This window comes from Streptomyces sp. NPDC087859, from assembly GCF_044742595.1.
In the GTDB taxonomy this organism is placed as follows: domain Bacteria; phylum Actinomycetota; class Actinomycetes; order Streptomycetales; family Streptomycetaceae; genus Streptomyces; species Streptomyces canus_F.
In genome coordinates, this window is sequence record NZ_JBIUUU010000027.1 from 83,288 (window position 1) to 95,884 (window position 12,597).

General features: G+C 68.3%; 6 protein-coding genes. 5 read left to right on the top strand and 1 reads right to left on the bottom strand.

Annotation, left to right across the window (positions count from 1 at the left end):
• Window positions 1-571 precede the first annotated feature (571 nt).
• Window positions 572-4,267, top strand: a complete 3,696-nt coding sequence (locus ACIOHP_RS44650) for a P-loop NTPase fold protein (protein WP_401896743.1) — start codon at window positions 572-574, stop codon at window positions 4,265-4,267.
• A 1,665-nt stretch (window positions 4,268-5,932) separates the two neighbouring features.
• Entirely contained in the window at window positions 5,933-7,699 is a 1,767-nt protein-coding gene (locus ACIOHP_RS44655; RefSeq protein WP_401896746.1) for an FAD-dependent oxidoreductase, read from the top strand.
• Between the two features lie 123 nt (window positions 7,700-7,822).
• Here ACIOHP_RS44655 and ACIOHP_RS44660 read toward each other — a convergent pair whose 3' ends face one another.
• Window positions 7,823-8,248 (bottom strand): hypothetical protein, encoded by a 426-nt coding sequence (locus ACIOHP_RS44660; RefSeq protein ID WP_361549467.1) that lies wholly within the window; start codon window positions 8,246-8,248, stop codon window positions 7,823-7,825.
• A gap of 114 nt (window positions 8,249-8,362) precedes the next feature.
• On the opposite strand from ACIOHP_RS44660, the gene ACIOHP_RS44665 reads away from it, so the two are divergent.
• The 3 genes from ACIOHP_RS44665 to ACIOHP_RS44675 are packed head-to-tail and all read left to right on the top strand — an operon-like array spanning window position 8,363 to window position 12,588.
• Window positions 8,363-9,727, top strand: coding sequence for a hypothetical protein (locus tag ACIOHP_RS44665; protein ID WP_401896748.1), 1,365 nt, complete (start codon window positions 8,363-8,365; stop codon window positions 9,725-9,727).
• A complete protein-coding gene (locus ACIOHP_RS44670) occupies window positions 9,727-10,935 on the top strand; it encodes a hypothetical protein (RefSeq protein WP_401896750.1) in 1,209 nt (402 codons plus the stop codon). The genes ACIOHP_RS44665 and ACIOHP_RS44670 overlap by 1 nt, the downstream gene beginning before the upstream one ends.
• A 3-nt stretch (window positions 10,936-10,938) precedes the next feature.
• On the top strand, window positions 10,939-12,588 hold the full coding sequence (locus tag ACIOHP_RS44675; protein WP_401896752.1) for a hypothetical protein: 1,650 nt from the start codon (window positions 10,939-10,941) through the stop codon (window positions 12,586-12,588).
• Window positions 12,589-12,597: the final 9 nt, after the last annotated feature.

A 12,597-nucleotide genomic window follows, 5' to 3' on the forward strand; every position in this document is an offset into this window, starting at 1 on the left:
TCAGTGGTTTCCTTGCTGGGACCGCCGACACGGTTGGAGCAGCCGGAAGATATAGGCCTGGGGTTGTCGTCGCTCGGTCCGGAGCACATGCGCTGCCCGCCAGATCTCCACGATGCTTCTGGCCAGGTGAACTGTGCTGGGCGACTCCTGGACCACGAGGGGGCTGGACCGCCTTCTGGACGAATCCGCCGTCGAGACGGTCATCAACTATCTGGACCATTGATATGCCCGCTGGCCGGACGTTAGGAATCCGCACTTGCTGGCCAGCCGAATCACGGCCACCTCTGCAATGTCTGCCGGCAACTACTGGCTGGGCGAACTCGTCAGGATCTTGCCCGTCAAGCCGGTATGACCGCTGCGAGCAGGAACCGGCGCCACCAACGCGGATGTCAACCGCTACCGAGAGTCCCCCCTTTGCCGCTTTGACCCGTCTTGGCCGCAGGCCGGGCAGCCAGGCGGTAGCACGGGAACCCGACTGTCAGTGGGTGCCCCTATTGTGCTGTGAGGCCGCTTGGGGCGTCTGAGGCGTTTCCTGCTGACTCTTGTGCTGCGAGAGAAGGATCGAGGCACGATGGCAACACCGACAGGTGACTGGCTCAGTCAAGAAGACCTCATCCAGGACAGCGAGGTGAGCGCCCCTGCGGACGACCGGCTCGCGCACCTACACGTGGCTGAGCAACTGCAGCACCTTGTACTGTCTGTCCCGACGCCCACGAATGTTGCTGTGTGGGGCCCTTGGGGGTCCGGCAAGAGTGGAGTCGCCAATCTTCTCAAACAGCGAATCGATCGCCGCGACCGCACTCGCTTCGTTCGGTTCGACGCCTTCAAGTACGCCGAGAACCCTCTCCGGCGGAACTTCATCACTGCTGTCGCTACCGAGCTGGGGATTTCCGACCCTCAGTTCCACGCGCATCTGTACAGCGGCAAGGTCACGGCGGAGTTCTCGTTCACGGCGAAACATGCGCGTCAGCTGTTGTGGATGTATCTGCGGATGTTTGCCCTCGTGTGCGGGGTGTCATTGGGGGCTGTGGCTCTGTTGGTGGGGGTGCGAGATGCTTCGTTCTGGCCAGGGTTCACCGCTATGGCTGGCGAGGCAATGCGGGCGGGGCTCGCTCCGGCCGCCTTGCTGACGTCTCTCGGCGTCCTGGTGTCGCGGACGTTGACGACGGAGCACAAGGTCGATGCGGCACACAGCGATGAGGAGTTCGAGAGGATCTTCGACAAGCTCGTCAGCCGCTCCCAGGTCGAACGGCTGGTGGTGTTCGTCGACGAGCTGGACCGCTGTGCACCGAAAGACGTGGTGGCCACTCTCGATGCGTTGCGGACCTTTCTGGGTGTGCGTCGCTGCGTATTCGTGGTGGCGGCCGATCAACAGGTGCTGGAACAGGCCCTGACCGAGGCCCTGGAACAGGCCACGCCTGCCGACGTCATCAATCCGTACTACAGCAGCGGCAGCGGGTATCTGGACAAGGTGTTCCAGTACCAGGTGAACATGCCTCCCTTGCTCGTGCCTCAGGTAACGCGTTTCGCCGCAGATCTGGTGTCGAAGCGGGGCGGGATGTGGGAGGAGGTGGATGTCGATCTCGTTGTGAGCATCCTCGTCCCGTCCCATGTTCGCAGTCCGAGGAGGGTGAAGGCGCTCCTCAACGCCTTCGCTCTGGCATACCGTCTCGCGCAGCTGAGGCAGGCTTCCGGGCTACTGGAGACCAATGTCGCCGCCCGGGCGGACGAAATCGCCCGACTAGTCTGCCTGCGAGTGGAGTTCCCTCTGTTCGCCCGGGACCTGACGCTGGATCACAGGATGCCGCAGTACGTCCTCGCTCTGGTGGAAAATCCTGACGCGGATCTTGGCTCATATGTTCCCCCGGCTGTACGGAAAGCCGCCTTGGGCTACGCCGGGCAGCAGGCGCCGGTGGACCGGTCTCTCGTCGACGGCTCGCAGAACCCCGAGGATGCGAATGCAGTGCGCACCGCCCAGGGACAGCAGTTGTTGGATTATCTAGGCCGGACCAGCATTGTTGCCGGGCCTCAAAAGGATTTGATCTTCATGCAGACGACCGGCAGCGTCGTCGGTCTAGCTTCGGCCTCGGCCGAAGCACTGGAGCAGCATGCGCAAAACGCCGCATTGGGGCAGTTGCACGAGCTGTTGGAGGAGCTGTCGCACGAGGAGCGGTCTGCGGCTTTCTCCCTCCTCATTCAGCAAGTCCGCGCGGCGATGGGGGTGGAGGCCTGGAATGTGGCGCAGTCGGTTCTCCTCGCCTGCGGCTTCGACGGTATCGCGTTGCCGGAGCGTGCTGACTCCGCTCTCGGAGTGATCACGCCTGTGCTCGTGCAGATTCCGCATGAGCTGCATGCGCGTGTGCTCGGTGGGGCGTGGTGCCTCGCTCTGGCCGGCAGTGGTGGCGCGGCAGGGCAGCTCGCTGCGCGTGTTCTCCAACACCCGGCTCTTGAAGAGGATGCGGAGCTGGTGGCGACAATTTTGCAGGACGTGCCGGCTGCACTGGCCGCAGATACCGAGCGGGTGGCAGATCTGCTGTGTGGGCACCTCTTGTCAGGCAACGCAGCACAAGCCAGGGCGGCATTGTCGAGCCTGGGGGCCAGCGACGCTGACCAGCTGATGGTGGCCCTGGCTCCCGCACTGGGCAAAGAATTGCGCACGGTCATCGACGCGGCGAAAGAGGCCGCTCAATCCGGTGGCATGACGACGCCAGCTACGGCGACGACGGGTCACACTCCCACCAGCAGCCCCGAAGCAGAGTGGCCGACGGATGCGCTGTTGGAGCTGCAGGCTCTTCTCCAAGCATGGTCGTCGCATGCCCCGAATGCCGCCCACGCTGTACTTGACCTGCTGCTGCACCTGGACGAGACGCAAATCGACCGCCTCATCGAGGACGTCTTGGAGGATCTCCCGGCTATCTGTGAAGACACCCTGGCTGTGAGTATGCTCTCCCGCGCGGCCCGCCGTCCCTTCTCCACGTGGCCCCGGTGGCTCGGAGCACTGGATGCTCCGCTGGATACGAGCGCCTTGGCGAATGGCATCACACAGTTGCTGGAGATCTTGTGGCAGGACGCCAGAAGCAGCGAGCCACAGGCCGGTGAGCACGTCGATCCCATCGCTGTCGGCTGCCTCCGGCTCATCGGAGATCGGTCTGCAGGCGACCTCTACGACCTCACTAAAGTTGTCATCCACGACCTGGAGGGGTTCGCCGAGACCGACGCCGAAGCCGACGAGCGGCGGGCCATCCTGTCAGCGTCTCGCCCGTTCGTCGACAACGGACTGCTGGACAACCCCGCCGTGTTGCGCCACGAGGCCCTAGCTCTCGTGCAAACGCTCCGGTCCGCTGGCGTCGACAGCCCAACATCCGGATCACCCCTGCAGCGGTACCTCAACGAAATGATCGTCGAATGCCTCGACGGATTCGACAGCCATGGCCGACATCCGCTGTCGCAGGAGCAGGTCCAGGAGCTCCTCACGTCCCTCGACGAATGCTCCTGGATTGCCGAGCCCGACCGTACCTTGCTCATCCTCACCGCCCGCCACAGCATCCGGGAGTTGCCCGCTGGCACGAAACTCCATCCCTTGCCGAACTCCCAGTCGATGCAGGCCTTCGCCCTCGCGCATCCCGCCCACGAAGGACCCGCCCTGGCGGCATGGATCCAGCTGAGCCGTCCGTCCGCCGCAGACCTGCTCACGGTCCTGACTCCGCTAACGTGCAGCGGACGCCCCGCCCCCGACCGGGCGATGGTTCGCATAGCGGGTGAGCAGCTCAATCATTTGCCTGCCCGTGACAAGACTCATTTCTGGCAGACGCTGGTCGGAACGCCCGGCCCCAGCATCCCTTCCCGGACCGTGCTCGACGACCTGGGTTGGGCGCGGCTTCCGAATTCCGCGGCGGCCGACGTGCTAATCGCGCGGTTTAAGGAATCGACCAATCAAGGTGCGCGCAACGCCGTGCTGTTGCTGTGGGAGGAGGCTCACATCAGCAGCGGCTCGTCCCGTCGCCGCCTCATGGATGGGGTGATGCTGCCACTGCTGGCGACCAACCAGGCCGCAGCACAATCTGCGCTTCAGGCAATGGGGAAGCTGGCCGATCCTGTCCCCACGGGGACACGCAAGGCTCTGCGGGATGCTGTGGTATCAGCGTCACAGCGCTGGAGCAAGCTGGAAGGTCCGGTCAACCGCACCATGCACCAACTCGGCTACGACATTGAACGCCGCGGCCTGTTCGGTCGGCGCCAGAAGATCAAAAAGGTGCCCATCGACTAGGTGGTCGAGGAACGCACTCAGACACACAAGGACGGCATCCTGGCCTTCCGCGTGGCCCAGATCAACAACGAAGCACCCACCTGGACTTCGTCGCCGGCGGCGACTTCCGATGCTCAATCTCGCAGAGGTTCGACGAACTGATCAGCGACATCAGCGCGCACTTGGCGAGCCCGAGGCAGCCCGTAAGCAGATCGCTGGCCTCATGTGCCGGGCGGACCAACGAAACGGCCACAGCCCCGATCGCACTCGGACCTACGACGACAGGGATGGCACCCGGCACACCGTCACCTGCCCGTCCTGGTACACAACGGACCACAGCCCGCCATGGAAGACAAAGCCCACCCGTCCGGAGTAGACCACCAGCTGTGCGGCGTTGAGGGCTGGCTACGGCGGCGCCGTTTGGGACCACCGAGGCGTCCCGAATCGGCCCCGATCTGTGAAGATCCGCCGCCCGCGAAGGCGGGTTCGAGTGGCCCCATTTGGCCCTCCTGGCCGGTCACCGGCGGGGCCGATTCAGGTCGCCCCGGAGCGGGCTTCACAAACTGGGGCCCGCTGGAGTCACCTCGGTGGGGCCGGAAGAAGTCACCGTAACCACTGAGGGCAATGCCGAACACACCGGTGACCACGAGGAGTACGAGTCCTGGCCGGTAGTTTGCGTATACCGCACCGTAAGCCCAGACTCCACAGTCGGCCGGACCTACCGAGTCCCGCATGTTCTGGTCGAATGGATCCGGACCAGCTGGCCGCAGTGCGGCGCAAGGCGCCGACGGGGCTCATGGCCGCAGCCCTCACGGACGGCCAGCAGGCGACCACTTAGGGAGCAGGTGCCTGCATACGGCAAGGCCCCAGGACCAGCAAGCCCCGCGATTGCCGGAGCCAAGCACCACCGCCCAAGCCCTCACCCAAGATCCGGACCATATGCGGGCCAGCACCTGCCGACCCACCTCCAACCCTCCCATTTACGCTGATCAGGGCCGTACAGAGGCTGTACCACCAGCAGACGAAGAACCTGCTCGTTTCCTACAGTCCGAAGAAACTCGGGTTCTTCTAAAGCCTGAAGTCGGTTGCCTGGAGGCGCCGTTGCGCTCCAGGCAACCCGACGCGGCGGCCGCCCTACGCGATCAACAAGTCACTTCGCGTCACAGTTCGAGCTCCGGCTGAAGTTGGTCCAGTGGAATGGTGCCCAAGCCTGGCGATCGCTGGAAAGGGACCTAGCGCTGTCCGCTGAGCACACGGGACGTGCGTGCAGTCGACTTGGGGACTGTACGACCGTCTCCCCGACGACGAATCACGATCCTGGGAAGGACATCCGCAACTCGCCATCGTGATGCGCAGCTTCCTGGCTGAGTCGCGCTGGGGACACCCCTCGGAATTGGTGCCACGGGGGTGCCGTTTGGCCCGCGGCTGGTCCGGATTCTCGACGCGTAGCGGATTATGAGTCCGTTGCTCCGCTCCAGGGTGAAATTCGCTCCCTCCACACTTCCCCGCCTCTCGGCATGCGGCTGACCGCAGTGGGATCTGGAACGCCTTGGCCGCACGCCGTCGGGTGCGCCGAGGTGATGCGGCATCAAGCCAAAGAGGCCCAAGCTCCGTTGGCCGTCTTCCGGGATCGGTGCGTCGCCCATATCCTCGTGCGCCGGTGGTTACCTACGGTAAGGGGTAGCGATGGGCGGCACCACACGCAGAGGGTTCCTGGGTTCGGCCGCGGCCGCCGGCGGCGGAGTCGCCCTCGCGACCCCCCAACGGGCCGCGGCCCGGAACGGCGCCGGCGCCGCACAGACCGTGGCCGTACTGGGCGGAGGCGTCGCCGGGCTCACGGCCGCCCACGAACTCGCCGAACGCGGCTTCCGGGTCACGGTCTACGAACGCAAGGCGCTGGGCGGCAAGGCGCGCAGCATGGACGTACCGGACAGCGGCACGGGCGGCCGCGGGCCCCTGCCCGGGGAGCACGGCTTCCGCTTCATCCCCGGCATCTACCACAACCTGCCCGACACCATGCGGCGCATCCCCTTCCCCGGCAACCCCAACGGTGTCCACGACAACCTCGTCGCCCCCAAGGAGATGCTGTTCGCCCGGTCGGGCGGCCGCGAGGACATCCGGATCCCGCTTCCGTGGCCCGGCAACACCCCGGCCGAACTCACCCCCGACGAGATCCGCCGCGCCCTCACCTCGGTCCTGGACACCGCCTTCAACCTCCCCCTCCACGAGGCCCTGTACTTCGCCAACCGCTTCCTGGTCTTCCTCACCAGCTGCGATGAACGCCGCGACGAGGCCTGGGAGCAGATGCCGTGGTGGGAGTTCGTAAGGGCCGGACGGATGTCGTACGACTACCAGCGGATCCTCGCCATTGGCATCACCCGCAACATCGTGGCCACCAAGGCGGAAGAGGCCAGCACCCGTACCGTCGCCACCCTGCTGGAGGCCTTCGCCTTCAATCTCCTCGGGCGGGGCGCGGACGGACCGCTGGACCGGATCCTCAACGCGCCCACCAACGAGGCCTGGATCGACCCCTGGGTGACGTACCTGAGGTCACTCGGGGTCGAGTTCCACATCGGCTGGACCGTACGGGACCTGATCCTGGGCGCGGGCCGGATCGCCGGCGCCGTCGTGGAGGACCCGGGTGGTGCCCGCCGGACTGTCACCGCCGACCACTACATCTCGGCCATGCCGGTCGAGCACGCGCGCCGGACCTGGAACTCCGCCGTGCGCGCCGCCGATCCCCAACTGGCCGAGTGCGACCGGCTGGAGACGGACTGGATGACCGGCATCCAGTTCTATCTGACCGAACGTACGCCGATACTGCACGGCCACCTCGACCTTATCGACTCCCCCTGGTCGCTGACCGCGATCGCCCAGGCCCAGCACTGGCCGGGCCACGACTTCCCTGCCGACTTCGGCGACGGCACGGTCGCGGACTGTCTGTCCGTGGACGTCTCCGAGTGGGACCAGCCGGGCATCCTGTACGGCAAGACCGCCAAGCAGTGCACCCGCGCCGAAGTCGCCCGCGAGGTGTGGGCGCAGTTGAAAGCGGCGCTCAATGACAGCGGCCGTACGGTCCTGAAGGACTCCGTGCTGCACTCCTGGTTCCTCGATCCGGCCGTCGACGGCCTCGGCACTCCGAACCCGGTCAACGAGGAGCAGCTGCTCATCCATCCGACAGGGACCTTCCACCACCGTCCGCGATCGGCTACGAAGATCCCCAACCTCTTCCTGTCCGGCGACTATGTGGCCGTGCCCATCGATCTGGCCACCATGGAAGGCGCCAACACCTCGGCCCGGCAGGCCGTCAACGCCCTGCTGGACGGGATCGGTTCGGCCGCGGAACGCTGCACCGTCACCCCGCTGTACCGGGCCCCCGAGTTCGAGCGGATCAAACGCCACGACCGCACCCGTTACCTCCTTCGACTGCCGAATCTCTTCGACGTCGGTTGACAGTAATGCTCAACCCGTCAGGCCGCCCTGAAAGAGCCCGCTGTCGGCGGTCGATGGAGCTTGGTCCGGTCGTTGCGCTCCAGGCAACCCGACACGACAAGGACACCGTGTACGGCGGTGTCGTCACGGTGTCGCGCCGTCTCCCGCGTAGAGGTAACCGCCGGGGTTGGCGGGGTCAGCGATCAGCAGTACCTGGTCACCGGCGCGGGGGATGCGCAGTTTCGAGACGATGGTCTGGAGCGTGATCGGGTCGGCGGTGACCCCGGTCAGCTGGAGGACCAGGTCGACGACCGGGTCGAAGTTGACCAGTTTGCCGGTGTCGCTGATCGACACGACGACGGCCGGCGTCGTCGGTACTCCCATGGCGAGCAACTGCCGCACAGCGGCACCGGAGTTGTAGGCGCCGATCGTCTGCTGGAGCTTGGCGTAGTCCTCGCCGCCGAGCGTCGCGCGCGTCATGCGGCCGTAGAAACCCTTGCCGCCGGCCACCTGCTCCGCGATCTTGGCGGCCTTCTCCTCGCGGCTCTTGCCCTTGCCGAAGATTCCCATTGCTGTGCCTGCCCTTCCGGTCCGTTCTGCCTGGTGGTGTGGACGTTAGGAGGCGGGCGGCGCCTACCGATCCCAGGTTCGACCACCAGTTCCCCCAGGACGTACGCTCTGCCCATGCCGTCCCCGAGCCAGCCGTCGAGCGGCGAGCGCCGTCCGCGCGCCATGGTCATCGACACGGCTTGGCGCGGCCTCGGGCCGGGTCCCCAGGCGCTGAGCGGGCCCGGTGGCGCGCCGCTGACCCGGACGGTCAAGCTGATCGTGCTGCCGCTGATCGTCCGGCCCGCGCTGCGTCCGGAGCTCGCCGCCGACTTCCTCGACGCGCGGGAGGCGGAGCGCCTCGACGCGCTGATACGGGAGTCCGGTGCGGTTCTGGAAGCGACGGCACAGTGGTTCACGCTGCTGAAGAAGACCCGCCGGGCGCTGGGGATCGTGGCGGGCAACCCCCAGGACCTGTATTTCCAGCGGTGCTTCGAGCTGGCGACCGAGCACGGGGCGCCGGGGTCCGGCGCGGACGCGGTGGCGAGGACGGTGCTCGAAGACGTCGTGGACGCGTCCGGCGGACGCACAGTGCAGGCGCTGAAGGAGCACCTGGCGGACGCCGCCCGGTGCGCGCGGCTCGACGCCGAGCTGGCGGCGGCGTGGGACGGACGCGAAGCGGTATCGGGCGCCGCCGCCGATATGGGCCTGGCGGCAGAGGTGCTCGAGGTCTGCGGTGCGGCGGGGGACGATTCACCGGCCTTCGCCGCCATGGTCCGGGCCGGGCATGGCGGCCTGCTCGGGCGAGCCCTGTGGGCGGCGCCCCCGGCCGACGTCTGGGACCGCGCCGACGTACCCCCGCACCTCGGACTGACCGCGCACCGCGTGCCCCCGCGCCCCGAGGTCGGCCGGAACGCCTCGACCGCCACACTCCCCGCGCCTTTTGACCGCACGCTCTTCGAACGGCTCTTCACCGTGCTCCAGGCGTCGACCCACCGCGAGCAACTGCCGACCGTGCCGGAGCTCGTCCGGCGGGAAGTCGACCGCAGCTGCGCCCCGCTTGGCCTGTACGACGAGAGCCTGCGCGTCACCGTCGTGCTCGGCGGCCGGCTCGCGGTGGGGCTCGATCCGCTGGGCGCCGGGACCTCCGTGGCGGGGTCGACCTCGGCCCACCGTATCGTCAACAGCCGCTGGCAGCGGGAGGCTTCGGTCCTCCGAGCCCGCAGGATGACCGTCTCCCCCGGCCCCGATCCGGACGGCGGCGTGCTGAACGCCCTCGCCCAGGACCTGCGCACCCCGTGGGCCGCGTACATGCGGCGCCTTTGGGTACGGCTGCACGGGCGCGACGTCCGCGACGCGCCACTGCCCGACGCGGCATCGGCCTGGAGCGTGCTCGACGGGGTCGCCCGCTCGGTGATGATGGACCACCGCGCACGAGTCCGTACGGCACTGCGCGCCCTGTCGGCGTCCGCCGAGCCCGCCGCCGAGCCGAGGAGCGCGTGATGCCTGAACGGCGCTGTGCCATCACGCGAGCCGAGGACTGCACCGTACGCATCGCTGGGCCCTCCGCCGGTCCCCCCTTCACCCGGGCCGTTCTCGACGTCGCGGGTGCCGTCCTGACCTGGCCCGTCCTCGGCCCGACAGGTCTGCCGGCGGCGGAGATCCACGACGTGGGGCAGGCCCAGCAGTGGCTGTGGGCGCTCTACGGCGAGCGTACGGCCGCCGCTGTCGACGCCGTCGCGTCGGGAACCCCGGCCGCCGAGCTGACGCTGCCCGAGCGGCCGACCGCACTCGCCGACACTGCCGGCCGCCTCGCCCTCGGGCACTGGGCGGCCCGCTGGTGGCCGACGTCGTACCTGGACGGGATTCCCGCACTCGAACCGGACGTGCTGGGACTCGAGTTGGCTGCGCTTACCCACGAGTGCCAGCAACTCCTGGACGAGTCAGGGGAGTTGGAGGGTGCCGAACTGCTGGAGGAGCACCTTGCCGCGCTCGACCCGCTGATCCGTTGGCGGCAGTCGGCGGCCCCGCCTCGCCAACTGGACGGCGTTCTACGGCTGATCGACGACGCGGCCGACAGCGTCGGACTGGACGGGGAGGCGCTGCGACGCCTCCGGTCAGCCCTGGAACGGGACCCCACGTCGGCCGCCGGGCCGCTCGACCTCGCCGAACTCTTCCCAGGACAGCAGGAGTTCGCCCTCGCGGCAGGAAGCCCCCGCACTGCGACCGGCCGCGTGATCGCCCGGGGTTCGGGGACCAACGACTGGTGCCGCTGTCCTCCCGGCTTCGTCGACGGGGCCGAGGACGCCGTGTCCTGGACGGCGTACGCGCTCGGCGCCGGGCGGCGGATCGAGGTCGAGGTCGTCGCCGACATCGCGGCCCCCGCGGGCGGGGTGCGCCTCGCGGCGGAGGTCCACGTGGACGGCGGCCCGCCGAACCGCGTTCCCCTGACCAGGCGGGACGACGTGTGGACCGGCAGGGCGGACCTGGACGTCCCGGCCTCGACGACACCGAGCATCGAAGTCGGCATCCTGCTGCCGGGGTTCGACCCGGGACCGGGTGCCGATGACCGTGCGGCACGTGAGGCAGTACGAGCCCTGGCCCGGCACCGGCTCGGCGTCGCGGCGGCACCGCACGCCGGCGGGGCCGCACACCCGGACCCGTTCCTCGCCGAGATCGCGGCCGCCGCTGCCGTGGAGGAGGACTTCTAGCCCATGCCGGAAGACCCGCGAGACCTGGCAGACCCGGACGACGCAGCGGAACGGGAGGGGCAGGCGGCCGGGCTCAGCTACGGCGAGCCCTTCGACAGCGGCTTCGCGCTCGCCGAACGCCATCAACTCACCCCGGATCTCCTGGCGGCGCTGGCCGTCTACGGCGAACTCCTCGCCATGGCAGAGTCGTTCGAGGACTCTCCCGACGTACGGCTGCTGCGCGGGCACCTGTTGTCCGACATCGGAACGGTTCAGCTCGCGGCCACGGATCTGCCCGGGGCGGCCCTGTCCATCGGGCGGTCCCTCGATCTGGTGCGGGGCATCGCGTCCGTGCCGATGGGACCGAACGGCCGCCGGCTGTGGCAGGAGGTCCTGCTGAAGACGCTGCTGGCCAGGGTCGAACTGCTGCGCAGGACGGGTCGGTTCGACGAGGCGCAGGAGGCGATGGACGAGGCGACGGCCCTGTTGTCGGAGTTCGACGACCTCGAGGGACTGCGCACCGCCGAGATCGGCCTGAGCCGGGTGCATCTGCTGATGGACCGCAGCGCGTGGGGCGCGGCCGAGGAACTGGCCTCCGCGCTGCTGACCGACGCGCCGCCGACCGAGCCGTACCTCCTGGACTGCCTGGGGGTCGTCTGCGCCTCGACCGTACGGTTCGAGCAGGCGGAGGACTACTTCGCCCGTGCGGAGGAGGCCTATCTGACGCTGGGCCACCACGCGGGACGCCAACAGGTGCTCTCCCACCGGGCGTACGCCGCACTGCGGGCCGGCCGCCTGGACCGCGCGGAGGAGTTGTACGCGGAGGCCGCCGAGATCTTCGAACGGCAGGGCCAGGCCGAGGACTTGGCGGTCTGCGAACAGGCCCGTGCCGCCATCGCGGCACACCGCGGGGACGCGGCGGGCGCTGCCGCTCTGACGGCGTCCAGCCTGGCCCGCTTCCAGCAGGTCGGTGCCGCGATCGCCGCAGCCGACACCATGCTGATGGGCGCCCGGCACGCCTACGAGCGGGGCGACATCGACGAGATGAAGCGGCTCGCTCAGGGCGCACGGGACGTGTACCAGGAGCGCGGGGTGTACGAGCGGTGCGCCCAGGTGGACCTGATGCTCGCGCAAACCCTTGAGGACAACCTGAACCGGACCGACCACGGCGTCCACGAACGCACCTCGCTCGCCAACGCGCTGTCGCTGGCCCTGCCCGCAGCCCTGACGCTGGAAGCGGCCCGCTACGACTTCGCCACCGCCCACGCCCGCAGCCAGTGGCTGCAACTAGCCGATGAAGCAATGCAGTTGGTCTTCCGCCTGGCCCTCCGCGGCAACGACCAGGGGCTGATCTTCGAGCTGGTGGAACACCGGTGCGCGGGCGCCTCCCTGGCGCTGAGCCGTACGTCCACCGCCGACAAGGCGGCGGTCTTCCCGGACGCCGCGATGAAGACGTACGCCCCCGATGACGACGCTCCCCTGACGCTGGGCGGCATCGCGGCCGAGGCCGCCGCCTCCGTCGGCCTGCGGGTCGCACCGCCACCGAAGATCGTGATGTCGGCGGAGGCGGGCGGCCGTACCGCGCTCCAGGAGTACGTCCAGGCAGCCGAGTTCCGCTATCACCGGCGGATCGTGAGCGAGGAGGAGGTGCCGTTCTGTCCGCCGACGTTCTGACCGACCCGA